This window comes from Caulobacter sp. GW822-FHT07D08 (assembly GCF_058798735.1).
Genome location: NZ_JBXAKU010000009.1, coordinates 101,040 through 126,693 on the forward strand (window position 1 = coordinate 101,040; position 25,654 = coordinate 126,693).

Below are 25,654 nucleotides of genomic sequence, written 5' to 3' on the forward strand. Positions count from 1 at the left end.
AGCTCAAGTTGAGACCCAGGATCCGATCGAATGGGCCATCACAGGCGAATTTCATCGCATACGGATGAACACCGCGCCGCGACATCCATGCCCAGGCGACGCCTCCTCCACCAGACATGCTGGCAGGCGCGTCGCGCGCTATGCCTCGTCATCTCCGCAAGATCAGCGAGAAACTCTACTTTTGGACTATACCAAACGAGATCAAGGAGCCCTTCCCCGCCGTCGGCGCGTCGGCGGGCGAAGACCGTCAGCCGAACTCCGGGCGGCGTGCCCCATGACGGCGACTTGGCCCACGCCTGGAGCTCAGCGCGTCGCGACAGGCCGAACGCCAGGAGTTTGCGATCGTCCAACACTCATGCCCGCCGACCCAGCTTCCGCATGGCGTAGAAGATCAGCAGACTGGTCACCAGCAGCACGGCCGCCAGGGCCAGCATGGGCGCCAGGTTGCTGCCGGTGGCGTCGCGCACCATCGGCACCATGTTCTGGGCGATGAAGCCGCCCAGATTGCCGATCGCGTTGATCGCCGCGATGCCGGCCGCCGCTCTGGGGCCGCTAAGGAAGCTCGGCGGCAGGCTCCAGAACACCGGCTGGGCGGCGAAAATGGCCGGCGCGGCGATGCATAGCGCGGCGAACTTCAGCACCGGCCCCGGCAGGATCACGCTGAGCACAAGACAGAGCGCGCCCAGCAGAACCGGTCCGGCGATGTGCCAGGCGGTGGCCCCATGGCGCGCGGCGTGACGCGGCACAGCCCACAGCGCCACGGCGACCATCAGCCAGGGGATGACGTTGATCAGGCCGTTGGTGGTGTTGGAGACGCCGAAGGACTTGACGATGGTCGGCAGCCAGTAACTCAAGCCGTAGGCCCCGAGCGGCATGCCGATATAGAGGCCGGCCAGCAGCAGCACGCGCGGATCGAACATCGCCTTCCAGGCCCCGCGATGGTCGTCGACCACCCCGCCCCGCTCGGTGTTCAGCACCTTGGCCAGCCAGGCCTTCTGATCGTCGGGCAGCCACTGCGCATGGGCCGGGCCATTGGGCAGCTTCCAGAGCACGTAGGGCGTCAGCAGGACCGCCGGCGCGCCGGTGGCCAGGAACACCCACTGCCAGCCCGCCAGGCCCAGCAGGCCGTCCAGGTCCAGCAGCAGACCGCCCACGACCGCGCCGACGGCGTTGGCGATGGCGCTGGCGATCATGAACAGTCCCACCATCCGCGCCCGGTGCGACTGCGGATACCAGAGCGTCAGGACATAGAGCACGCCGGGGAAGAACCCGGCCTCGGTGACCCCAAGCAGGAAGCGCAGCACGTAGAACATCGTCGCGTTCTGGGTGAAGCCCAGGGCCAGAGTGACCAGACCCCACGTGAACATGATCCGCGCGAACCATACCCGCGCGCCCACCTTGGCCAGGATCAGGTTCGACGGCGCCTCGAACAGGAAGTAGCCTATGAAGAACAGAGACGCGCCAAGGCCATAGGAGGCTTCGCTGAGGCCTAGGGCCTGGACCATGTCCAGCTTGGCGTAGGAGACGTTCTGCCGGTCGATATAGGCGATCAGGTACATCAGGCAGAACAGCGGCATCAGCCGCGCGGTGACCCGCCGGACGGTCGCGACTTCCAGATCGGGAGACGGATCAGACATTCGAGGGCCTCTTGTCAGGACGTCGGGGTGGAGCGGTAGAGTCCCGCTGGATCAGTACATGGTCCAGCACGTGATCCGCATAGACCTCCGCCGAGGGCGCGGGCGAACGCAACGCGCGCAGCAGAAGATCGAGGGCCACCGCGGCCATCTGGCGGACGGGCTGGCGAATGGTGGTCAGCGGCGGCCACAGCGTGGTGGCCACGGTCGTGTCGTCGAACCCGACGATGGTCAGGTCGCCTGGCACGTCCAGGTGTCGGCGGTGAGCGACCGATACGGCCGCGGCGGCCATGTCGTCGTTGCTGGCGAAGATGGCGGTCGGCAGCCGGTCGCCGTCCAGCAGCGCCTCGGCGGCGCGCAGACCCGAGTCGTAGGTGAACGCGCCGTGCGCCAGGACAAGCTCGGCGCCTTCGACGGTCGCGATGGCCGCCCGGGCGCCGTCCAAGCGCGCGGCGCTGGCGGTCTGGTTGGGGTTGCCGACGATGAAGCCGATCCGGCGATGACCCAGATCCAGAAGATGCCGGGTCATGGCCAGGCTGGCCTGACGATCATCGATCCGGACATTGATCGCGTCCGTCGGGGGACAGCCCGCGGCGACCACGGCGACGGGCAGATTGGCGGCGCGCAGGATATCCAGCACCACGGCGGACTCGCCGAGCGGCGGCGCCAGCACCACGCCATGAACGCCACCGTTCAGCAGTGGCCGCAGCTCGTGGAGCGAAGGGACCGCCCCGTTCTCGCCGCGAACCAGGATCAGCCGCGCGCCAGCGCTGGTGGCCTCCTCGAACACGCCGACCAGGAAGTCGCTCATGAACGCGGCGCTGGGATTGGAATAGACGACGCCGATCCGCAGCTCACCGGCCGTGACGAGATTGCGGGCCGCCTGGTTGGGTTGGAAATTCAGGTCGCGGATGGCGTCGAGCACCGCCCGCCGGGTGGCGTCACGGACCTTGGCGCCGTCGTTGATGACCCGTGACACGGTCATCCGCGAGACGCCCGCCCGTTCGGCGACGTCGGCCATGGTGGCGTCCCGAAGGCGGTCCGGCCTGCTCAACGGGCGCCCCCTACGCTGATCGCTCTCGTCACCAGAATCATCAACTCGATCTCCCCGGCTGGGCCGCCTCGGGCGCCCCAGCCGGTTTCAGTCTGTAGCGCAAAGAAAGACGCCCGAGCCACGATCCGGCGCTTGGCCGGATTCGGGCCCGGGCGAGGCCGCCCTGGGGAAGGAGAGGCGGAGACTGGGTCTAGAAGGCGTAACGCAGACCGACGTGGTAGAAGCGGCCCAGCAGGTCATAGAGCGCCGGGTTGGCGTCCAGGCCGGTATTGGTCTGCGGCGACGGCGTCGGATCGCGGTCCAGCAGGTTGTCGACCTTGCCGTAGATCTGCAGGCCCTTGCCGAACTTGTACGAGGCGCTGATGTCGACGTAGGTCGCGCCGCTCATGTGGTTGTAGTCGATGGTCGGGTTGGTGCCGGTCGAGACTGGGCAGCTACCGACCTTGCATTCGACGTAGTCAGTCGTGGCGCCGCCGAAACGGCCATCGCTAAACCAGCGCTCCTGGACACTGAAGGCGAAGCGGTCGGTGTCCCAGGACTGGATGGCCAGGAACTTCCAGTCCGGCGTGGCGCCGGAGTTCTGGCCGGCCGAGTCGACGGCGACCGCGCCGGGGATGCCGGGGTTGGTGACGAACTTGTGGGTGTTGGTGGCCAGGCCCCGGACCGTGAAGCGGCCCGGAACGCTGGGCAGTTCGAAGCGGTAGCTGCTCTCGATGTCGAAACCGCTTGTCTTGATCGAAGCCAGGTTGAACGTCTGCGAGTTGACGAAGGCCGTCGCGCCGCCAGACGGGCTGAAGTTGAAGGCGCCGCAGAACTGGGTCATGCCCGCATAGCAGAAGTTGACGATCTGCTGAGCGCCCAGGCTGGAGATGCCGCCATTGAGGACGATGTTGTACCAGTCGACCGAAACGCTGAAGCCCGGCAGCCATTGCGGGTTCGACAGCACCGCGCCGATGGTCACGTTCTTGGCGATTTCCGGCTTCAGGTCCGGGTTCCCCACCACATTCTGCAGAACCGTCAGCGCGCCGCCCGAGGGCTGGCCGGCTGGGGGCGTGCCGTTCGAGGGGACGGTGAAGTTCGGCAGCGTGGTCGTCACCGGCGCGGCGAACAGTTCCGACAGGTTCGGCGCGCGGACGTCCCGCGAGGTGACGGCCCGCAGGCGGACGCCATCGATCGGCGTGTCCCAGGTGGCCCCGACCTTCCAGGTGTAGACGGTGCCGGAGGTGCTGTAGTCGGTCCAGCGGCCGGCCATGTTGAGATTGGCCCTGCCCGCCGCTTCCGAATTGACCAGCGGGATGTTCACTTCGGCATAGGCTTCCTTGACCGAATACTCGCCGGCGCCGGAATGGTAGTTGCCCGCGAACCAGTTGGAACCCGAGGCGGTCAGGACCGGGTCGGCGGGATAGTCCGCGGTGTTGGGCGAGTCCGTATTGCCATCGCCGTAGGGGTCGCCTTTGACGTGGTACTGCTCCTTGCGCCACTCGCCGCCGAAGGCCAGCGACACCGGACCGGCCCACAGCGAGAAGGGCTCGCCGCTGAAGTTGATGCTGGCGACGTCCTGTTTCTGCACCGAGTGCTGATACGGGCCGTTCTTGGGCGTGATGTAGGCCAGGGCCGCTTCGCTCGGCGGCTTGCCGCCGAAGATGTTGATCGGCACGCAGCCGTTGGCCCGGGCGATCGGGTCGGCGCAGACAATCTGACCGCCAACGGTCGTGGCCTGGATGGCCGCGCGATAGCGCGGCATCAGCAGGATGTCGCGAACGTGGATGTTCGTCGTGTTCTGGCCGTGGGTGTAATAGGCGTCGTAGCGCCATTCCTTGCCCAGCGCGTTGAACTTGCCGTCGGCGCCGATCACCGCCCGGACTTGGGTCCGCGTCGGATAGACCGAGATATTCCGCGGCAGCAGTGCGTTGCTGGTGCCGAAGCTGAAGGTTGTGACGCCATTGGCCGCGCAGGCGGCCACGACCGAGGCCGGCAGATACGGGTTCGAGCAAGACATCGTCAGGTTGGTGGTGGCGGCGCCCGGGTTAGGCTGGTTGCTGCTTTCCACACGGGCGACGTTCAGGGTCGCATAAATCTCGTTGTTGTCGTCCAAGTCGTAGCCGATGCGGCCATAGCTGCCCATCCGCTTGATCCGGGATTGCAGCGAGGTGCCGATGCCCACATTGCCGGACAGGTCGCCACCGACGCAGAAGCCGCCGTTCGAGTAGCAGCCGCTGACCGCGCCGGCGGCGTTCTTGGCGGGGACGCCGCCACCGCCGTACTGAAACTGGAACGGATTGCCGGCCTGATCGAAGGCCGTGCCTTGCAGCGGGCCGTTACTGATCAGGCCGTACTTGGCGTATTGATAGGCTTGGGCGTGCTCGCGATAGAGATATTGTGGCGAGCCGTCGTTGGTGACACCGCGATTGACCAGGGTGGCGGTCGTGTACCAGTCGCGGCTGCCCGGCGCGTCCTCGCCGAAGCCACCCGCCGGAACGCCTTCTTCCCAGTCGTATTCACCGCTGACCTGCACGTGCAGGCGGTCGTCCATGAAGTTCTTGCCCGCCGCGACCTGCGCCAGCCACTGGTGGTTGTCGCCATAGGTGGTGACCCCCCCCATGACGTTGGCCTTGAAGCCCACGAACTTCTTGTTGGTGATGAAGTTGACCACGCCGCCAACGGCGTCCGAGCCGTAGGAGGCCGAGGCGCCCCCGGTGACCACGTCGACCCGCTCAACCAGCAACTGGGGGAACAGGCTGATATCCGGCACGCCGGTGACATTGGCCGGCACGACCCGCTGGCCGTCCAGCAGGGTCAGGGTGCGGATGGTGCCAAGGCCGCGCAGCGAGAACGAGGACAGGCCCTGCTGACCGCTCGAGGTGCTGAACGTGCCGGTGGTGGCGCCGCTGGAGCCCTGCAGCGACGGCAGCTGGGTGATGGCGGTGAAGATGTTCGGCTGGGCGGCGCGCTCAAGGTCGGCCGTGCCCAGAACCTGGGTCGGGGTCGGCGCGGTGAAGCCGGTCGACCGGATGCGCGTGCCCGTGACGATGATTTCGGTCAGCGCCGTCGAGTCGGGCGATCCCGTAGCGGGAGCCGGCGCCGTCTGGGCGCTGGCCGCTCCGGCCGCCAAGACCATCGCGACCGCGCTGGTCGCGAGCAACACGCTTAAAACGGGCGATCGCCCCCGCAGGCTACCGACAGCGCTCATCCTACACCCTCCCATTTTTCATTGAGACCATCGTTCGATGGCCTGATCGGACTATCTCAGACGATGGGACCGCTAACTATACGACCATGGTCGTATGCCCCGCGGGCTGGAGCTTCGGGCTAACGCCGACAGCCCCGGACGCGGCGCGCCCGGGGCTGCTTTGCCGTCCGTCATCGGCGTTTTATCGCGGGCGAACCGCGTAGAGCGCGTGGTGGGTCAGCACGAACAGAGTCTGCTTGTCTGGGCCGCCGAACAGCAGCTGCAGCGGCCGTTCGGGCACGTCGACGCGCCCCAGTTCCCGACCATCCGGCGCGTAGACGAACACCTGGCCGTTGGCGACATAGACCCGACCTTGCCCGTCCGTCGCGACGCTCTCGCCGCCCCGGTCGGCGAAGAGCTTCAGGTCGGTGATCGCCCCGCCCTTCCCCGCCACGCCGCTGTAGGTCTTGTTCTCGGAGCTGTTGGCCAGGAACACCCGCTGCCCCGGCTTCGCCGTCGTGAAGCCATAGGTGTCCAGCGAGTCGGAGAACCGCAGGCCGCGATAGTCCGGCGGTCCCTGCTGAAAGACGCGGTAGGCCGGCAGGACCAGACTGCCGTCCGGCGAAACGTATTCGCGCGCCGTTGATGCGGCCATGTCGCGGATGAAGAGCTCCGCCAGGGTCGGGTACTGGTAGGTCTCCGGATCGATCTGGTCCTTGAACTCGCCATTCTTCCACCAGTTGACCGGCAGCACCGTGGCCGCGCCGGCATGGTCGGCGGTCGGCGTCGCGGCGATCACCGTCACCTCGGTGTCCGGGCTGCCGAGCCTGAAGCTATAGACCGAGCCGTTGCGGCCGTCCGACGACAGCACCAGAAGACCACCCGAGGCGTCGACCGCCAGGTTGACCGGATCCAGCGTGTTGTCGCGCACGATCGACAGCTCGCGGGCGTCCGACCAGCTGTAGATGCGCTGATGCTTGCGGTCGGCGAAGTACAGTGTCCCGGCCGCGTCGACGGCCCCGCCGCCCAGCGAATAGAACCCGTCAGCCAGCTTCTCCACCGTCGCGCTGGCTGGGAAGACCGAGGGCGCGACCGGCTTCGAGACGGCCGGCAGGTCCAGCACCGCGAACTGGCGCTCGCGCACCTCCAGGCCGTTGGTGACGTCCTGGATGGCGTTCTCATACGGATACTTGGTCAGGCGCAGGAAGGTCGCGCAGCCGTTCTCGTCGCAGGTTCCCAGACCACTCTCGCCATTGACCGCCACGTTACGGAACCGGATGTCGTGCGAGTTGTAGACCCGCACCGCCGCCGCCGCCGGCTTGCGCGTCCGGGTGACGCGATAGCCGTGATAGTTGGCCAGCAGGATGTTGTGGGAGTCGCGGATCTCCAGCGAGACGGTATCCTCGCCCTCCCCCGCCTCCTCTTCGGTCTGCGGGGCCAGGAACTCCCAGTTGGCGACGCGGTTCAGGGTGATCTCGGTGCGCACGTGGTGCTCGACCGAGGTCTGGTACACATGGCCGGGCGTCGTGGTGTCGGAGACGTAGATCCCCGTATAGGCGTAGGTATTGGGGCTCCAGACATTGGAGAACGTCCCGCCGCCGCCATTGGTCACCCACAGACTGGGATACTGACCCGCCCAGCGCTTGGCCGGGTCGGCGTCGCCCGTGCCGTTGGCGTTGTAGGGAATGACCCGCGTCCCATCGAACAGGTTGGTGCCGTGGCCGCCCTGGAACTTGACGTCGTTGACCATCGAGGTCGCGCCGGCCGTCCACAGCAGCGCCGTGGCGCGCGGATTGGCGCCATCGGTGTAGAGGCCCAGGCCGAAAACGATATTGTCGCCCCCCTTCGCCGACTCCACCAGGGCCTTGGGCGCGCCAACGCCCTGATAGCCGGGCGTGCCGTGGGGCAGCACGATCTGGGTCAGGCTGGGATGCAGACCGATCAGCACGGTGTCGGGCTTGAGCTTCAGGGTGTCGGTGACGCGGTAGAAGCCTGTCGGGAAATAGACCACGCGATGGGCGTCGATCGCCTTCTGGATGGCGGCCGTGTCGTCGGTGACGTTGTCACCCCTGGCCCCCAGCGTGCGGACATCGGTCCAGTCGGCGGTCGGCGGCAGCGGCCGGATCGCGGGCGCGTTGGGCTTGGGCGGAGCCTTCAAGGGTTCGGCCTGGAGGTTCGTGCGGTACTCGCCCATCTGGCCGGGCGCCGGCACGGTCAGGCCGTGGTTGAAGGCGGAAACATGGTAGGTCGCTCCCTTGCCGGCGACCGTCTTGCCGCTGTCGCGGAAGCGGGCGAACACCGGGGTGTTGGACGCCACCGCGTTCTCGAAGCCGACCTGGGTGTAGACGTTGCGCTCGTTGGAGATGACGACGCCGGCCTTGGAGATGTTCTCGAAGCGGACGTCCTTGCCCCACAGCCAGTCGCCATAGCCCTTGTCGATCTCGATGCCGACCGGCGTGTCCTTCATCGCCACATTGACCAGGGTCAGGCCCGCCTCGTGCTCGCGGATCGCCGCGTCGCGCTGGCCTTCGAAGGTCGAGTCGAGCAGCACGAAGCCCCAGGCCGGCGACGGCTTCTCGGCCAGGATGCCGTAGCGCCCGCCCTTGAAGTGCAGATCCTCGGCCTCGTTGGCGACGTGATAGAGGCCCGCCAGGCCCGAGCCGATGTCGAAGTCCATATGGGTCAGCACGGCGTGCTGGGCGGCGTGGAAGCGGATCGCCGTGGCGGCTGGATTGCCCTTGCCGATCTTGAAGTCGATGTTGCTCATCGCGCTGTAGAAGGTGCCGGGATTGGCGTCGGGCACGGTCTTGTCGAACGGCACGCTGCCCGGCGGCGGGAAGGCCACCGGACGCCCCGCCGGGTCGCGCTTGGCGCCGGCGAAGATCACCATGTTGGCGACGCCCTTCTGGAAGCCCGGCGTGGCGTCGGGGAGCTCGATCAGCGGCCGCGTGGCGCCGACGCCGAACACCCGCACGCCCGGCCACAGGAACAGGGTCCTGGTGATCCGGTAGCGCCCCGAGGGCAGAAAGACGAGGCCGCCGCCCGGCTTGGCCGCCGCCGCGTCGATCGCCGCCTGGATCGCCGCGCCGTCGTCGGTCTTCCCGTCGCCCCTGGCCTTGACCATGATGGCGGCCGGGTCGTCGGGGACCGTGGCCAGGACCGAGGTCGAGGCCCAGACGGAGCCCGCCGACAAGCTCAACGCGATCGAAGCCGCGCCCAACACAAGCCAATGCTTCATGGCAGCCTCCCTCACCCGCGACCTACGGGTTCACAGCGTAGAGCGAATGGTGGGTCAGGACGAACAGGGTCTTGCCGCCCTCCCCGCCGAAGATCAGTTGCAGCGGCCGCTCGGGCACGTCGATGCGACCGGCCGGCTGGCCATCGGCGCCGTACTGGAAGATCTGACCGTTGGCGACAAACACCCTGCCCTGCCCGTCCACCGCGACGCTCTCGCCGCCGCGATTGGCGAAGACCTTCAGATCGGTCAGCGTCCCGCCGGGACCGACCTGGCCGCTATAGGTCTTGTTCTCCGAGCCGTTGGTGAAGAATAGCCGCTCGCCAACCGCGCCGCCGATCAGGCCGTGGGTCTGCAGGCTGTCGGACCAGCGCCAGCCGACATGGTCCGGCGGCCCCTGCTGCCACACCCGGAAGGCCGGCAGTGAGACGCTGCCGTCGGGCGAGACGTATTCCTGGGCCTTGGGCGTTCCGACATCGCGGGCGAACATCTGCGCCAGGGTCGTGAACTCGCCCTTGGCCGGGTCGTACTGGTCGCGGAATTCGCCATTGTTCCACCAGTTGACCGGCAGCAGCGTCTTGGTCCCGGCGCGCGAGGACACGGCCGTCGGCGCGATCATCGTCATCTGGTCCTTGGGACCGTTCGGATCGATTGAATAGACGCTGGCCTGCGGGCCGTACGAGGACACCACGAGCAGGTTGCCCGAGCGGTCGACGGCCAGGTTGGTTGGGTCCAGCGAACTGTCGCGGACGATCTCCAGGCCCTTGACCGCCGTCCAGCGATAGATCCGCTGGAAGCGCTTCTCGACGAAATACAGCGCCCCGTCCGCGCCCACCGTCGCGCCCGAGATCGACCAGAAACCGGTCTCCAGCTTCCTGACGTTCGGATTGGCCGGAGGCGGCGCCGGCTGGTCATCCTTCACATCCAGCACCGCGAACTCGCGCTCGCGCACCTCCAGCTTGCGGGTCTTGTCCTGGATGGCGTTCTCGAACGGATACTTGCTGGCCCGCAGGTAGGTGCCGCAGCCGATCGTGTCGCAAAGGGCCACGCCGCTCTCGGCGTTGATGTGGACGTTGCGGAAGCGGATGTCGGTCGAGTTGAACAGCTTCACCGCCGTCTCGGCCGGATGGTACGACCGCGTCACCCGGTAGCCGTGATAGTTGGCGAACAGGATGTTCTTCGAGTTGCGGATCTCCAGCGACACCGCGTCGGGGCCGTCGCCGACCTCCTGCTCGGTCTGCGGCGCGAGGAATTCCCAGTTCTCGACATTGTCGAGCACGAACTCGTTGCGCACGTGGTGCTCGACCGAGACCTCATAGATGTGGCCCGGCGTCTTGGTGTCGCTGATGTAGAACCCGGCCGAGGCGAAGGTGTTGGGACTCCAGACATTGGCGAAGGTGCCGCCGCCACCGTCGGTCACCCAGATGCTGGGGTACTGAGCGTCCCAGCGGCCGTCGGCCACGGGATCGCCGCTGCGGGCCTGGGCCGCGCCCAGCGGCTTGCCGTCGGCGGTGGGCGTGCCGCCGCCGCCCATGATCTTGACGTCCGTGACCAGGGACTTTTCCCCCGACCGCCACAGCAGCGCCGAGGCGCGCGGGTTGATGCGGCCGGTGAACAGCCCGATGCCGGACAGGATATTGTCGCCGCCCTTCGGCGTTTCCAGGATCGGCCTCACCGTCCCAACGCCGGCGTGACGGGAATTGCCATCCGGGATGACCAGTTGGGTCAGGGCTGGATGCAGGCCGATCAGCACGGTGTCGGCTTTGAGCTTCAGGGTGTCGGAGACCATGTAGAAGCCGACCGGCAGATAGAGCACCCGATGGCCGTCGATGGCCTTCTGAAGCGCGACGGTGTCGTCGGTCACGCCATCGCCCTTGACGCCCAAGGTCTTGACGTTGGTCCATTCGCCGATCGGCGGCGTGGCCCGCAGCGCCGGCGCCGTGGCGGCCGGCAGCGTCTTCAGCGGCGCGATGTCCGCGATCGTCTTGTACTCGCCCACGTGGCCCAGACCCGGCAGGGTCAGGCCGTAGGTGAAGTTCGCGACCCGATAGGCCTTGCCCTTGCCAGCCACCGTCTTGCCGCTGTCGCGAAAGCGGGCGAACACCGGCGTGTTGGACGCCACGGCATTGTCGAAGCCGACCTGGGTAAAGACGTTGTCCTCCGCCGAGATGACCACGCCGGCCTTGGAGACGTTCTCGAAGCGGACGTTCTTGCCCCACAGGCTGTCGCTGTAGCCCTTGTCGATCTCGATGCCGACGGGTGTGTTCCTGATCGCGACATTGACCAGGGTCAGGTCGACCTCGTGCTCGCGGATCGCCGCGTCGCGCTGGCCGTCGAAAGTTGAGTCCACCAGGGTGAACTGCCAGGCGGGCGAGGTCTTCTCGGTGACAATGCCGTAGCGGCCGCCGTGGAAGTGCACGTCCTCCATGATGTTGCCGGCCTGGTAGACGCCGGCGAAGCCCGAGCCCAGGCGGAAGTCCATGTGGCTGAGGAAGGCGTGCTGGGCCATCCGGAAGCGGACCCCGGCCGCGGCCGGATTGCCGTCGCCGATCTCGATGTCGACATTGCTCATCGACGAATAGAAGGTGCCCGAATTGGCGTCGCGGACCTTGGCGGTCGCGGGCCGCACGGTCGGCACTGGCACGGGGATGTCGCCGACCTGATACTGGTCGCCGCCGGTGAACACGACCATCGTGCCCACGCCCTCCTGGAAGCCCGGCGTGTTAGCACCGAGCACGAAGGCGGGACGCGTCGGGCCAACGCCGAACACGCGCACGCCCGGCGGCACCAGCAGGCTTCGGCTGATGCGATAGCGACCCGACGGCAGGAAGACCAGGCCGTGACCCGTGCCGTCGCGCGCGGCGTCGATGGCTTTCTGGACGGCGTCGGTGTCGTCGGCCTTGCCGTCGCCCACGCCCTTAACGGTGATCGCCTTGGGATCCTCCGGCGCTTTCGGCAGGAAGGAATTCGAAGCCGCGGCTTCCGCCACGATGGGGCACGCGGCCACCAGGATCGCCGACAACAGGATCGCTCTCATGCCACTCCCCAAATCTACTTTGGGACTAGTGATAGAGCCATCGGCGTTGGCGACCACCGCGACCATGGTCGTAGTTACGGCCCGTCGAGACGTCGCTAGAACCCCAACCTCGGCGTGTCGATCTCCGACACCTTCGGTCGAGGAAACCGCTTGCCGCCATCGCGCCCAGCACGCTCCGCAGGTTTCGCCGTCGTCGTCATGGGCGTCAGCGGTTGCGGAAAGTCGACCCTGGGCGCCCTGCTGGCCGGCGCGCTGGATTGCCCGTTCCTGGAGGGCGACGAATTCCACGCCGCCAGCGCCGTCGCCAAGATGCGGGCGGGGCAGCCCCTGTCCGATGACGACCGCTGGCCTTGGCTCGACCGGCTGGGCGCGGCCATCGGCGAGTCCTTGGCGACGCACGGCGGGGTCGTGGCGGCCTGCTCGGCGTTGAAACGCGGCTATCGCGAACGGCTGCGCCAGGCCATAGGCGCCCCCACACGGTTCATCCTCCTGGACGCACAACCGGACGAGCTCCTGCGCCGCCTCACCCAACGCGCGGACCACTACATGCCGGCCAGCCTGCTGGACAGCCAGTTGGCCACCCTGGAGCGCCCGGACGCCGACGAGGCCATCCTCACGCTCGACGCGGCCACCTCGCCCGAACGTCTGCGGGAACTGGCGCAAACCTGGCTGGAGACCGTAGCGCGGCCCGTCAGCGCCACGCGCCTAGGGCATGAGCCGCTTTCGCCCCCTGGATAGATGCCAGCGCATGGCCAGGGCCGCGCCGTCGCCGTCCTGCGCCCGGATCGCTTCGACGATCATCTCGTGCTCGCGCATCATCTCGGCGATCGCTTCCGGCGGCCTTGACCGCGAGATGTCGACGCCAGCGCGCATGATGCGGTCGACATCGGCCTCCAGCGCCTCGAAGGCGGCAAGGAAGGCCGGGTTGGCGGTCGCCAGCACGATCTCGCGATGCAACGCCATGTCCTCGGCGTGGGCCGGCGCGCTGGACATCAAGGCGCTGCGCAGCCTCGACAGCGCCGCCTCGATCGCCACCATCTCCTCGGCCGAGCGTCGCACCGCCGCCAGCCGCGCGGCCTCGGCCTCCAGCACGAAGCGCACCTCATAGCTGCCCATGGTCGATGGCAACTCGGACAGCGGCATGTAAGCGCTCAGCTTGTCCGACGGCCGGTTCTTGATGAACGACCCCGCGCCGCGCCGCGCCTCGGTGATACTGTCGGCGGCGAGGCGCACAAGGGCCTCGCGCACGACGGTGCGCGACATACCGAACATCTCGGCCAGCCGCGCCTCGGACGGCAGGCGGTCGCCGACCTCCAGGCCGTCGCTGTTGATCATCTCGACGATGCCCGTATAGGCCCTATCAGCCAGGCGGCCTTCGCTCATCGCTCTCCCCTTTTCTGACGCCACCATCGGGCCATTCGCGTCGCGAGGCCAACCCCAGCGCCTCGTCGCCGTGCATCACCCCGAAACCTGTATGACAGGTTTCGAGGATATGACGACACCAACGCGATGTTCACGCTCACATCGCTAAAATATCTTGAATTGGTCCAACAGATAACGCTAACATCTGAAATAAGCGAACCGGGCCCAGCCGACTCACAGCGGCAGCGAGAAAGCCGGTCGCCGCACCTCCGAACACGGAGGCGCAGGGAAGAGACAGAGGGGTTGACGCATGACCACGATGGACATCCGCGGCGCGGACCAAGGCATCGAGACCGGGCTGGGCGCACTGACGCCGACCCAGATGAAAGTCCTGGAAGGCGTCAATCTGGGGCTGCTGAACAAACAGATCGCCCACGACCTCGGCATTGCCGAGGCCACGGTGAAGGCGCACATGACCGCGCTGATGCGCAAGCTCAACGTCCACAACCGCACCCAAGCCGCCATCGCCGCACAGTCCCTGACTCAAGGCCTGCGGTCCGCCGGACGCTAAGCCCGCGCTTGCCAAGCGGGACGACCTCGCGCTAGCGCAGGGGCATGCCCCTATTCTCGGACATCTGGCGCGTCGGCGTGATCGAAAGCCCCATCCAGGCGGTGGCCGCGGCCGGCGGCCTGCATGCCGCCCCGGTGCGCTGGCTGCCAGAGGAGCCGTCCTACACCTTCCTGGCCGATCCGTTCGGCCTGTGGCGCGACGGCCGCCTGCACCTGTTCGCCGAGGCCTACGACTACCGCACGCGGCATGGCGTCATCGATCATCTTGAGCTGGACGCCGACTATCGGCCAGTCCGCCGCAGCACGGTGATCCGCGAGCCCTGGCACCTCTCGTACCCCATGGTGTTCGAGGCCGACGGCCAGACCTGGATGACGCCAGAGGCCTTCCGGTCCGGGACTTTCACGCTCTATCGCGCCAAGCGCTTCCCCGACGTCTGGGAGCCGGCGGCCAAGATCGCCTTCGACACCCCCGCCATCGACCCGACCTTCTTCCAGTGGGAGGGCCGCTGGTGGTGCGCCTATTCGCCGGACGGCACGCAGCGTGACAAGCAGGGCAAGCTGCATCTGGCCCATGCGGACCGCCTCGAAGGCCCCTGGACGACCCATCCGGGCAATCCGGTGCGGATCGACCTGGCCAGCAGCCGACCGGGCGGCACGCCCTTCATCCACGAGAGTCGCCTGCATCTGCCGGTCCAGGACTGCACCCGCACCTATGGCGGCGACCTGCGCCTGCTGGTCGTCAACGTCCTGACTCCCGACCGTTTCGAGGCCGAGGCGACGACGCCCCTCAAAGCCCCGCTCGACGCCGGCCGCTACGCCGGCGGACGCCACACCCTGGCCGCCTGCGGGCCAGTGACCCTGTTCGACGCCAAGCGGCTGAAGGCCTCGCCACGCGGTCTGGCTATCGATATCGCCCGCAAGATCCGCGCGCGGGGGGCGAAGGCCGGGCGCTCCGCCTGACGCTTTAACCCCTACGGCGAGACCCGGCGAGACGTCGCGGTCACGGTTTTTTTGGGAACTAGTACGGCTTCGCCCGATCGGTGTCGTCTGACTGGTATGCGGATTTGTTTCCTCTTCAATCACGACCAAGTCCATCAGGTGGCGCACAGCCTGCCGATCGCCCTGGCGATGCTGGACGCCAATCTCGACGCCGAGATCGTCATCGCGACGTCGAACGCCCGGCTGACCGCCGAAGTGACGCGACTGAGCGCGGGCCGACCCGGCCTGCCCGTCGTGGAACTGGGCCTGACGCGTAGGTCCAGCCAGCTCGCGAACCAGATGCTGGAGCGATTGTTGCCCGCCGGGAAACTGCTGTTCTATCGCGACAACCTCGACTTCTTCCGCTCGGTGGACGTGCTGGTGGTCGCCGAGAAAACCTCGCTGATCCTCAAGACCAAGTTCGGTCTGGATGACCTGAAAATCGTTCACACCCGCCACGGCGCTGGGGACCGGGCCGTCGGCTTCGACCCCGCCAGCGCGCTCTTCGACCATGTGCTGGTCTCGGGTCCGAAGATTCGCGAGCGGCTGGTCAGCGACACCGGCGTGCGCCCCGAGGCGATCTCGGTGGTCGGTTATCCGAAATTCGACCTGGCCTCGGCTCCCCCCACCCGGCCGCTGCCGAACGACGGTCGCCCGCTGGTGCTGTATAACCCGCACGTCTCGCCGCACCTGTCGTCGTGGTTCACCGTCGGCCGTCAGGTTCTCGACTGGTTCGTCGACCACCCCGAGTATCAGCTGATCTTCGCGCCGCATGTCATGCTGTTCGAGCGCCCCTTCGTGATCAGCGTCGACAAGCTGCGCATCGACCGGCCCGGCCGCATGGCGGCGCGACACCTGAACGCGCCGAACATCCATATCGACCTGGGCAGCCGTGCCTCGACGACCATGACCTACACCCAGGCCGCCGATATCTATCTTGGCGACGCCAGCAGCCAGGTTTACGAGTTCCTGCTGCGCTCGCGTCCCTGCATCTTCCTGAACCCGCAGGGCCACGACTGGCAGGACGACAAGAACTTCGGACACTGGAAGATGGGCCGGGTGATCAACGGCGTCGATCAGCTGGGCGGCGCGCTCGAAACGGCCTCGGCCGACCACGCCGCCGGCTATAGCCAGGTCCAGCGCGAGCAGTTCGAGAACAGTTTCGACCTGACCGATGAGCCCTCGGCCCATCGCGCGGCTCGGGCCGTGGCGGCGTTCGCGGGCCTGACCGCGCCTCTTCTGCAGCCGATCGCCGAGTTCGCCCGTGTCGCCAATGGCTGAGGATCGCGGCGCGTTGCGCGGCATCTTCGGCAATACCTTGCGTCTCCTGAGCGGCAAGGCCGGGGCCGGGATCATCAGCCTTGTCTATATCGCCCTGGCCGCCCACGCCCTGGGCCCGAAGGACTACGGCATTCTCGTGCTGGTCCACACCTATGTGCTAGCCGTCGGGGGGATTATCGAGTTCCCTGGCTGGCACGCGGTGGTGCGCTATGGCGCACAGGCTTTGCTGGCCGGCGACGAACAGCGACTGGGCCGCCTTTTGAAACTCGCGACGGCGCTGGAGCTGGTCTGCGGCGTGGTCGCTGTCGGGATCGCCGCGCTGCTGGCCCCATGGGTCGGCGCCAAGCTCGGCTGGTCGCCCCGCGCCATCGAACTGAGTCTGCCCTATAGCCTGGCGGTGCTGGCCACGGTGCGCGCGACGGCCGCCGGCTATCTGCAGGTCACCGGACGCTTCGGCCTGCTGGGCGCCCACAGCCTGGTCCCGCCCGTCGTGCGCCTGATCGGCGCCGTCGTCGCCTGGGCCGGCGGCTGGGGCCTGGTCGGCTTCCTGTGGGCCTGGCTGGCCGCGGCGGTGCTGGAATGGGCGGTCATGTGGATCATGGCCTTCGCCGTCATGCCGCGTTCGCTGCGCAGGCTAGCCGTGACCGCCGACCTTCATGGCGTGCGGGCCGAAAACCCCGGCATCGTCCGCTTCATGCTGGGCGCCAACGCCGACGTGACCTTCGCCGAACTGGCCGCGCGGGCGACGCCCCTGGCCATCGGCTGGCTGGGCGGCCCGACCGCCGCCGGCCTCTTCGCCATCGCCCAGCGCGCCACCACCGTGATCGCCCAACCCGCCCAGAGCCTGGGCCAGGCGGCCTATGCCGAGCTGGCGAAGCTGGCGGCCAAGGGGCAGACGACGCTGGTCATCTCGACGATCGCCCGGGCCAGCGGCGTGACCATGGCTATCGCCGTCCCGGTCTGTGTCCTGTTCGGTCTGTTCGGAGACACATTCGCCCGGCTGATGGGCGGCGACGGGTTCGCCGCGGCCGGCGGGCTGATGCTGTGGCTGGCCATCGCCCGCACCCTGCTGCTTTGCGCCCCACCGCTAAGCGCGGCCCTGACCGCCCTCGGCCGTCCCGGCCTGTCGGCCGGCATGAACCTGGCGGGCAGTTTCAGCCTGGTCGCCATGCTGTCGATCGCCTTGCCCAACTGGGGCCAGGGCGCGATCGGTCCTTGCATCGTCGCGCAGGCGGTGCTGACCATGGCTCTCCTGGCCGCGGCGCTGGCCACCCAGGCTCGCCCGTCCGCGAGCACGCCCCAAACCGCCTAGCCTGGCCGCCTGACATGCGTATCGCCTATGTGATCAACTCCGTCGAAGGCGGCGGCGCTCAATCGCCTGTTCCCGCCATCGCCAGGGTGCTGCGCGACGAAGGCGTGGAGGTCGCGGTGTTCGCGCTCAGCCGCCGCGACGGCCGAGGCGCCGTCGCCATGGAGGCCGCCGGCCTGGACGTGCGCGTCTGTCCAGCCAGTGAAAGGCAGCAGGTCACCGCCCTGCGCTGGCTGCACGCCGAGCTGAAGGCCTGGAAGCCTGATGTCGTCTGGACGTCCCTGACCCGCGCCACCCTGCTGGGCCAGATCGTCGGCGGCTGGCTGGGCAAGCCGGTGGTCAGCTGGCAGCACGCCGCCTTCCTCAAGCCCGCCAACCGCGCCCTGCTGCGCTGGCGGCGCTCGGCGTCGGCCCTGTGGATTGGCGATTCAGAGAGCGTCACCGCCCTGACCGCCGAGCGGATCGCCCCCGATCCGGACAAGCTGGTCTGCTGGCCGATCTTCTCGATGGACGCCAACGCGCCCCAGGCCGCGCCGTGGCGTCCGGGTCAGACCCTGCGCCTCGGCGCGCTGGGCCGGCTGCACCCCGTGAAGGGCTATGACATCCTGCTCGAGGCTCTGGCCCAACTGAAGACCCGAGGCTTCGCGCCCGCCACGCCGTTCGAGGTGCTGATCGCCGGTGATGGCGGCGAGCTGGAGCGGCTCGAGACGCAGAGGACGGAAGCCGGTCTCGACAATGTCCGGCTCGTCGGCTTCCGCCAGGATCCGTCCAGCTTCCTGGCGACCTTGCATCTCTACCTGCAGCCGTCACGCTCGGAGGGCCTGTGCGTCGCCGCCCACGAAGCGATGCAGGCGGGCTTGCCGGTGCTGGCCTCGGCGGTCGGCGAGCTGCCCTACAGCATCTTGGCCGGCGAGACGGGCTTCCTCGTCCCGCCGCGCGACCCCGCCGCCCTGGCCGCCGCGCTGGCCGAAGCGCTATCGAATCCGGAGCGCCTGGAGCCCATGGGTCAGGCCGCCCGCGCGCGGGTCGAGGCGCGCTTCGGCGCCGAACAGTTCGCGGCGCGCGGCGCGGCGATCGTCCAGCGCCTGAAGCGCCTGAGCACCTGAGATGAGGATCCTCGTCGTCCTGCACGACCTGCCCCTAGGCGGCACCGAGCGCGTCGCCCTGCGCCTGACCGCAGCCTGGGCCAAGGCCGGCCATCAGGTCACCCTGCTGTGCGGCTCGGCGACCGGCGCCCAGGCGGGTTTGGTGTCAGAGGCTGTCGAGCTGGTCGCGTGCGCCCCGCCGATTCCGCGCGGCTTTGGTTCACGGATCCGCCTGGGTCGCGCGGTGGCCGAGCATTTGCGCCACCACCCCGCCGACGTGCTGTTCGTACCGGGAAACTTCCACTGGTCGGTCTGCCGGTCTGTCGCCAAGGGCCTGGGCGACGACCGCCCGGCCATCGTCGCCCAGGTCAGCTCTCCGATCTTCAAGCGTGGTCGCGACGGCTTGAAGCAATGGGCTTTCGAGGTTGGCGCCCGCCGCCGACTGCGCGACGCCGACGCGATAGTGACGTTGTCACCCCAGACCCTTCCGCAGATCGACCGGCTGCTGGGCCGCCGCATCGCCACGGCCATCCCCCTGCCCGCGCTCGACGACATCGTCCATCCCGCCGAGACGGCCTCGGGTAAGTTGATCGTCGCGGCCGGGCGCCTCGCGCCGGAGAAGGGCTACGACATCGCGCTGAAGGCGTTCGCCAAGGTCGCCAATTCGGAAGCCCGCCTGGCCTTCGTCGGTGATGGCCCGCTGCGTTCACAGCTCGAGGCCCTGGCCGACAGCCTCGGCGTCCGGGAGCGCGTGACCTTCGCCGGCTACGCGCCCGACATCGGGCCATGGCTGGACCGCGCGCGGCTGCTGCTGCTCAGTTCCTGGCACGAAGGCTTCGGCGCGGTCATCGTCGAGGCCCTGGGGCGTGGCCGCCCGGTCGTCGCCACGGACTGCACGCCGGCGGTCCGGGACCTTCTGGACATGCCCGGGCGCGGACGTGTCGCGGCGCCGGGCGATGTGGACGGCCTCGCCAGGGCGCTCGAAGCCGAACTCGCCGCCGCGCCGCCCGAGCCCTCCGCCCTGATCGCCGCGGTTCAGGCGTATCGGATCACGCCGGTGGCGAACGCCTATCTCGCCGTCTTCGAGGCGAGCCGGACGCGGCGTCGAACTTCCGTCGTCTAGGCGCCACCGCCCAAACAAGCGGTTGCGAGCAGCCTGACGAGATCCTCTGCCGCCTTCAGGCGTCGCGGCCGCGCCGCCCGGACCCGCGCCAGAAGCCACGGATCAGATCGACAGCGAAAAGTCCGAGGATGACGGCAAGGTGCAGGCCAAGCGTCATGAGCGCCAGCGCCGCCAGCAATACCGCGACCGAGGACTGCGCGCCCAAGAGCAGAAGCATGAGGTTTCCGAACACCAGATCCTTATTCGAGATCAGCGGGAGGCGCGAAACGAGATAGCGGATCGCCAGCAGGACGAGCCACAGGCCCGGGGCGACGTCCGGCAACGCCATCCGCCAGATCAGAACGATCAGGGCCGTCGACACCACGAGCCGGAGCCCGTGGGCGGCGGCGATATAGGCCAGTTGCCCCAGGCGAAGAGAGAACACCCGGCGCCCGAAGACCAGAAGGCCGACGGAGATCGCCACGGGAACAAGCCCCGACCAAAGCGCCGGCCCCAGCCGCTGGGCGAAGTCGAGATCCTGGAGCCGCGTGGCGCTGATCGCCGCCAGGGCCAGGGTCAGGAGATTGCCCAGCAGCGCCGAGACGATGTTGGCGTCCTTGATGGCCTCGAAAGGCGCGGCGGCGCCGACCGCGCGCCGCGCCCAAACGTAGAGATAGGCCTCACCGCTGTAGCCGAGCACGACCTCGTTGATCACGGTTTTGCGCAGCAGGGCCTCGAACCCGGACAGGGGCAGCCTCCACAGACGCCGGAAGACCGCGAAATCACAAAGTGGCTGCGTCAGGTAGAGCAGCACCAAGACCGGCCAGACGAGGAGCGGGAGCCGACCTATGGTCTTCAGGACGTCCGAGGTCGCGTCGTCCAACTGCAGGACGATCGCGACGACCAGGCCGACCGACAGGCCGCCGCCCAGCAGAGTCCACCAAGGCGACGCCTTGTTCGTCGCGACCTCTGGGGTGACGCCGGAGGGGGCGCAATTGGCTTGCGTCACGCGAGTCAAGCGCCCGCGCCGACCGCCTGCGTGGGTCGGGGCGCGGGGCGCGGCTCGACCGACCGGTCCCTGTCCGCGACGACTTGATAGTGCTCGAACAGGTCCGCGAAGTGGTCGGTGTCGCGCCGAACCCCAGCGGCCGCCTCGATCGCCGCGGCTTTCAACGCGCCCGGATCGCGCGAGAACAGACGACGGATGGCCGCCGCCGCCGCTTTGGTGTCACCGGAGCGATAGACTTCCGAGGTCGACGGCTGGGCGAGGTCGGCGAAGCCGCCGCGATCCGGCCCCACCAGAGGAAGGCCGCTGGCCATCGCCTCGGCCGGAAGCAGGCCGAAAGTCTCCGAGTCGCAGCCGTGCACCAGCACATCCGCGCTGGCCAGGTGAGCGGCCAGCACGCCCCGGTCGCGGATCGGCGGGATCAGGTGGACGTGAGTCTTTCCGGCGGCCGCTCGCAAGACTCTGACGCGATCGATGCCGTCGCCCACCACGACGAGGCCGATCGGGACATCGGCGCGGGCTCTTGTCGTGGCCTCGATCACCATCGGCCAGCGCTTCTCCGGATGGAAGCGTCCCACGGCCAGGGCCAGCTTCGCATCGCCGGGGCATGAACAGGCCTTGAGCAGTTCCGACCTCAGACGCTCGTCTCGCAGTCGCGGGGAAAAAGAGCCCCGATCCACGCCGAGCGGGATGCTCGTCACGGCCTTCAGGCCGTGTTGCTCGAAGCGGCGACCCAGCCAGTGCCCGCCGGTCACGACGGAGGCGAAGCGTCCCGTCAGCTTGCGAAGATAGCTCCAGAACCAGTCGAAGAGCTGGTCGATCCGAGCCGGGCTGGCGACGGAGGCCAACCATCTCTGGGGATAGATCGCCACCGGGTCGGCGTGCATGAACATGGCGCGGGCGACGGGCGCGGACCAATTGGCGACGATCCAGGCCCCGCGCCAAGGCGAGGACGCCTCGACCAGATCCGGCGACAGCGAATCGAGCCAGCGATGCACCGGCTCCGCCTCCCAGAACATGTGATAGTTCGCGTCGAACGGCAGCCGAGGCGAGCGAACCTGGATCAGACCTCCCGAGGCGCGTGGTTCGAATCCGTCCTCCGGCCCGGGTGCGATGACGAAGAGTTCGTGACCCAACTGGGCGGCCGCCTCGAACTTGCGATCGATATAGGTTCGCACGCCCCCGCCGGTGGGCGAATAGAACTCGGCGACATCCACTACCCGCATCGCGTTTCCCAAAAATAGTCCGCCCTCACCGTTAAAGCATCACCATGACGGTGATGCGGCTGACGACCTTCACAAAAAGACGACGTTAGCGGGTGTAGGTCTCATCGCATTCGAGATTCCTTGTGGTGGTGGGGCAAGCGCGTCGTCGTAGTGGCCGGGGGGCCAGGGCGCGCTCGTGGAAGGACTGATATGGATATCAAGGCGTTGACGCGCACCGATGGTGTGCGCCCGTTGCGGATTGCCTTGTTTTCGGGGAACTACAACTACACCCTCGATGGCGCGAACAAGTCGCTGAACCGGTTGGTCGGCCACCTGCAGAGCACGGTGGATGCGCAGGTGCGGGTCTATTCTCCGACCGGACCGAACCCCGCGTTCGAGCCGATGGGCGAGCTGATCTCGGTGCCGTCGGTGAAGATCCCGTTCCGGCGGGACTATCGCCTGGCCCTGGGCCTGCCGCGCGCTTTGCGACGCGATGTCGAGGCGTTCAAGCCCGACCTGATCCACCTGTCCGCGCCGGACCTTCTGGGTTCGGCGGCCTTGAAGTTGGCGCGCGCGCTGAAGGTTCCGGTGGTCGCCAGCCTGCACACGCTGTTCGACACCTATCTTGACTACTACGGCCTGGGCCGGCTGCGCCCGCTGGTGCGCCGCCAGCTCTGGAACTTCTATGGGGCGTGCGACTATGTCCTGGCCCCGACCGAGGCGATCGGCGACGAGCTTCGCGCCCAGCATCTTCCGGCCCGCATCCGAACCTGGGCGCGCGGCGTCGATCCCGAACTGTTCCATCCCGGACGTCGCAGCGAGGCTTGGCGGCTGAGCCAGGGTTTCGCCCCTGATCGTCCGGTGATCGTCTTTCTGGGGCGGATCGTCATGGAAAAAGGTCTGGCGGCGTTCGCCGAGACCATCGGCCAACTGGAGACGGCGGGCCACACCCCGCAGGTGGTGGTGATCGGCGACGGTCCCGGCCGGTCGTGGTTCCAGGAGCGGATGCCCTCGGCGGTCTTCACCGGCTTCCTGACGGGAGAGACCCTGGCCACGGCCCTGGCCAGCGGCGACATCTTCCTCAATCCCAGCACCACCGAGACCTTCGGCAACGTCAATCTGGAAGCGATGGCCTGCGGCCTGGCGATGGTCTGCGCCGACGCGCCCAACACGCGCGCGCTGCTGCGCCACGGCCGCAACGCCCTCCTCTGCGCGGATCATCCTTCCGCCTATGCCGACGCCCTGTCAGGCCTACTCGTCCACCCGGAGGAACAACGGCGCCTAGGCGCCGCCGCGCTCGAGCGCAGCGGCGCCTATCGCTGGACAGAGATTCTGGACGAGGTGCTGGACGTCTACGTCGAGGCCCTGGACGCACGCCCCGCCCCGCAAGCGCCCCGCGCGCGAGCGTGGCGCTCAACGGCCACGGTCGAGCCGCGGGCCGCCGGCCTGCCGGCGCTTTGAAGCCCCGCGCGTATCGCCCATGATCCCGACCACGCTCGACCGCTACCTGCTGCGGCGGACCTTGACGCCGATGGCCGCCGTGCTGATCAGCACGATGGTGGCGTTCCTGATGGAGCGTCTGATGCGGTCCTTCCAGTTGCTGTCGCAGACGACGGAGGGTTTCAAGTTCCTGACCGAACTGCTGGTCAATCTCGTCCCGCACTATGTGGGCCTGACCCTGCCCGGGGGCTTCTTCATCGGCTTGTTCGTGGTCGTCAACGGGCTCAACAAGAGTTCGGAGATCGACGCGATCCTGGCCAGCGGCATATCTCTGGGCCGGTTCGCCGCGCCCTTCGTCGGCCTTGGCGTCCTGCTGATGGTCTTCAGCGTGCTACTGTTCGGCTTCATCCAGCCCTACAGCCGCTACGCCTATCACGCGGTCCTGCACGCGGCCGAGAACGCCGGTTGGAACGGCGACGTCAGGCCTAAGGCCCTGCTCACCGCTGGCCCCGACGTCTTCCTGACCGCTGATGACGCCGACGCCAGCGGACGCCGGCTCGAGCACGTCTTCATCCGCAAGATCGGCCCCGACGGCCGCGAGGACGTCCTGACGGCGATCTCGGCGGAGGTCAGCAAGGACGCGGGCGATCAAAGCGTGAAGCTGGAACTGCGCGACGGTCGACAGGTCAGCACGACCCGCGACGCCCGGGTCTATGTCGCCAACTTCTCGCGTTTCGCGTTCGACCTGCCCCTGTCGCAATCGGCCAAGCTGTTGCGGCTGCGGGGCGACGAAGTCAGCGAACTGACCCTGATCGAGCTTGCCCAGCAGGGTTTTGGCGCCGCGCGGCCCGCCATCCCCCGACAGACCCTGCTGGCCGAACTCTATGCTCGGTCCTCGCGAGCGCTGATTCTGCCCCTGCTGCCGCTCCTGGCCGTTCCGTTCGGCCTGAGCGCCAAGCGCGCGGGCTCGGGGTCGGCCATGGCCACTGGCGGCATTCTGCTGTTCCTCTTCGAGACCTCGATGATCCTCGGCCAGGCCATGGTGTCGGCGGCTCACCTGCCGGCGGTGGTCACGGTCGGCGGACCGGCCGCGCTTTTCGCGATCATCTGCGTCGCCACCTGGATGGCCAGCCGCCGGCGCCCCGGCGAGAATCCCGTCAGTTGGCTGACCGAGCACGTCGCCGCCGCCTTCGCCGCCGTCGCACGGGCGCTCCGCATGCGTCGCGTCGCGCCGTAGCCGACCGCCTCCAGGCGCGCCGGAAGAAGGACGCCTCCCCTAACTCTCGCCACTGACGGCGGTCTATCCGCAGCGGTCACGATAGAACGCTGGTCTTGACGGTCCAGCTCAATCGCTCATCGTGATCACGCGAACTTCGGCCACACACACGCTATAATAGCATCGCCGAGTCGAAGGCGCTTCAGGAGAAAGTGGGCGCATGTCTCTGATCACCTACGACACCTTCCGGAAATTCGTACCCAAGATCGGACCTCAGAGCGCGGAGGCCTGGTGCGCCGCGCTGGCGCGGGCAGGCGATACGTGTGGCGTCACCGGCCGGCGCGCGACCGTTCACTGGCTCGGCCAGATGGCCCACGAGTCCATGGGATTTCGCACGTTCGAGGAGGATCTGTGGTACTCGGCCGCGCAAATTCGCAAGACTTGGCCCGGGCGCTTCAAGACCGTCGACCCCACCCCGTTCGCCGGAAACCCAAAGGCGCTCGCCAACAAGGTCTACAACGGCCGCATGGGCAATCGGGAGGGTTCGGACGACGGCTATTACTTCCGAGGCCGGGGCCCCAAGCAACTGACTGGGCGCGACAACTACACGCTCTTTGGCGCCTGGCTGGCGTCTCGACGACCCGATGTCGGCGATATCCGCCTGAAGCCGGAGCTGGTCGCCGGCCCGGATATCGGGTCCCTCGCCGCGGCCTGGTTCTGGGACAAGAACCACCTCTCGGCGATCCTGCAGACCGACAGCAACGAAGAAAGCGCGAGCAAGAAGATCACCCAGGCGATCAACAACGGCCAAACCGGCTGGGAGTCGCGATGGACCTGGACCCAAAGGGCCATGACGATCTGGTAGCCCGCGTCCCGTCGACCGCACCGGACGGTCCGAGAGCGGAACCGGTGTTCACGTCAACGGAGGTCTGCACGCCAGGGTTAAGTATTGTTCCCAATGGTGTGGCTGG

General features: G+C 67.8%; 18 protein-coding genes. 10 read left to right on the forward strand and 8 right to left on the reverse strand.

From position 1 onward, the window contains the following. Positions 1–353: 353 nt before the first annotated feature. The 5 genes from AC1RJ9_RS17440 to AC1RJ9_RS17460 all read right to left on the reverse strand — a co-directional run bounded on the left by AC1RJ9_RS17440 (position 354) and on the right by AC1RJ9_RS17460 (position 12,129). Positions 354–1,637, reverse strand: coding sequence for an MFS transporter (locus AC1RJ9_RS17440; RefSeq protein ID WP_492838232.1), 1,284 nt, complete (start codon positions 1,635–1,637; stop codon positions 354–356). Beyond that, positions 1,630–2,688, reverse strand: coding sequence for a LacI family DNA-binding transcriptional regulator (locus tag AC1RJ9_RS17445; protein ID WP_492838234.1), 1,059 nt, complete (start codon positions 2,686–2,688; stop codon positions 1,630–1,632). The genes AC1RJ9_RS17440 and AC1RJ9_RS17445 overlap by 8 nt, the downstream gene beginning before the upstream one ends. Positions 2,689–2,878: 190 nt before the next feature. Beyond that, entirely contained in the window at positions 2,879–5,878 is a 3,000-nt protein-coding gene (locus tag AC1RJ9_RS17450) for a TonB-dependent receptor plug domain-containing protein (RefSeq protein ID WP_492838236.1), read from the reverse strand. A 181-nt stretch (positions 5,879–6,059) separates the two neighbouring features. Further along, on the reverse strand, positions 6,060–9,095 hold the full coding sequence (locus tag AC1RJ9_RS17455; RefSeq protein WP_492838238.1) for a glycosyl hydrolase family 28-related protein: 3,036 nt from the start codon (positions 9,093–9,095) through the stop codon (positions 6,060–6,062). 22 nt (positions 9,096–9,117) lie between these two features. Further along, positions 9,118–12,129 carry a glycosyl hydrolase family 28-related protein gene (locus AC1RJ9_RS17460; protein WP_492838240.1) on the reverse strand — a complete coding sequence of 1,004 codons (3,012 nt, stop codon included), beginning with the start codon at positions 12,127–12,129 and terminating at the stop codon, positions 9,118–9,120. A 150-nt stretch (positions 12,130–12,279) separates the two neighbouring features. Here AC1RJ9_RS17460 and AC1RJ9_RS17465 point away from each other — a divergent pair, with 150 nt between their 5' ends. Then, complete coding sequence (locus AC1RJ9_RS17465) at positions 12,280–12,867, forward strand: gluconokinase (RefSeq protein ID WP_492838242.1); 588 nt, start codon at positions 12,280–12,282, stop codon at positions 12,865–12,867. On the opposite strand, the gene AC1RJ9_RS17470 is transcribed toward AC1RJ9_RS17465, so the two are convergent. Continuing rightward, entirely contained in the window at positions 12,835–13,512 is a 678-nt protein-coding gene (locus AC1RJ9_RS17470; RefSeq protein WP_492838244.1) for a FadR/GntR family transcriptional regulator, read from the reverse strand. The genes AC1RJ9_RS17465 and AC1RJ9_RS17470 overlap by 33 nt on opposite strands. Positions 13,513–13,801: 289 nt before the next feature. On the opposite strand from AC1RJ9_RS17470, the gene AC1RJ9_RS17475 reads away from it, so the two are divergent. The 6 genes from AC1RJ9_RS17475 to AC1RJ9_RS17500 all read left to right on the forward strand — a co-directional run bounded on the left by AC1RJ9_RS17475 (position 13,802) and on the right by AC1RJ9_RS17500 (position 19,837). Then, positions 13,802–14,062: a response regulator transcription factor gene (locus tag AC1RJ9_RS17475; protein ID WP_492838246.1), complete on the forward strand. Its 261-nt coding sequence runs from the start codon at positions 13,802–13,804 to the stop codon at positions 14,060–14,062. A gap of 44 nt (positions 14,063–14,106) precedes the next feature. Further along, entirely contained in the window at positions 14,107–15,021 is a 915-nt protein-coding gene (locus AC1RJ9_RS17480; RefSeq protein WP_492838248.1) for a glucosamine inositolphosphorylceramide transferase family protein, read from the forward strand. Between the two features lie 138 nt (positions 15,022–15,159). Continuing rightward, entirely contained in the window at positions 15,160–16,320 is a 1,161-nt protein-coding gene (locus tag AC1RJ9_RS17485) for a CDP-glycerol glycerophosphotransferase family protein (protein ID WP_492838250.1), read from the forward strand. Continuing rightward, on the forward strand, positions 16,313–17,632 hold the full coding sequence (locus AC1RJ9_RS17490) for a lipopolysaccharide biosynthesis protein (RefSeq protein ID WP_492838410.1): 1,320 nt from the start codon (positions 16,313–16,315) through the stop codon (positions 17,630–17,632). The genes AC1RJ9_RS17485 and AC1RJ9_RS17490 overlap by 8 nt, the downstream gene beginning before the upstream one ends. 14 nt (positions 17,633–17,646) lie before the next feature. Then, complete coding sequence (locus tag AC1RJ9_RS17495; RefSeq protein WP_492838252.1) at positions 17,647–18,735, forward strand: glycosyltransferase; 1,089 nt, start codon at positions 17,647–17,649, stop codon at positions 18,733–18,735. 1 nt (position 18,736) lies between these two features. Then, positions 18,737–19,837 carry a glycosyltransferase gene (locus AC1RJ9_RS17500; protein ID WP_492838254.1) on the forward strand — a complete coding sequence of 367 codons (1,101 nt, stop codon included), beginning with the start codon at positions 18,737–18,739 and terminating at the stop codon, positions 19,835–19,837. A gap of 55 nt (positions 19,838–19,892) precedes the next feature. Here AC1RJ9_RS17500 and AC1RJ9_RS17505 read toward each other — a convergent pair whose 3' ends face one another. After that, positions 19,893–20,825 (reverse strand): hypothetical protein, encoded by a 933-nt coding sequence (locus tag AC1RJ9_RS17505; protein ID WP_492838256.1) that lies wholly within the window; start codon positions 20,823–20,825, stop codon positions 19,893–19,895. 5 nt (positions 20,826–20,830) lie between these two features. Continuing rightward, on the reverse strand, positions 20,831–22,048 hold the full coding sequence (locus AC1RJ9_RS17510) for a glycosyltransferase (protein ID WP_492838258.1): 1,218 nt from the start codon (positions 22,046–22,048) through the stop codon (positions 20,831–20,833). A 189-nt stretch (positions 22,049–22,237) separates the two neighbouring features. Between AC1RJ9_RS17510 and AC1RJ9_RS17515 the strand changes: the two genes are divergently transcribed. The 3 genes from AC1RJ9_RS17515 to AC1RJ9_RS17525 all read left to right on the forward strand — a co-directional run bounded on the left by AC1RJ9_RS17515 (position 22,238) and on the right by AC1RJ9_RS17525 (position 25,548). Next, complete coding sequence (locus AC1RJ9_RS17515; protein WP_492838260.1) at positions 22,238–23,488, forward strand: glycosyltransferase family 4 protein; 1,251 nt, start codon at positions 22,238–22,240, stop codon at positions 23,486–23,488. Positions 23,489–23,507: 19 nt separating this feature from the next. Then, positions 23,508–24,704 (forward strand): LptF/LptG family permease, encoded by a 1,197-nt coding sequence (locus AC1RJ9_RS17520; protein WP_492838262.1) that lies wholly within the window; start codon positions 23,508–23,510, stop codon positions 24,702–24,704. 199 nt (positions 24,705–24,903) lie between these two features. After that, positions 24,904–25,548, forward strand: coding sequence for a glycoside hydrolase family 19 protein (locus AC1RJ9_RS17525; protein WP_492838264.1), 645 nt, complete (start codon positions 24,904–24,906; stop codon positions 25,546–25,548). Positions 25,549–25,654 lie beyond the last annotated feature (106 nt).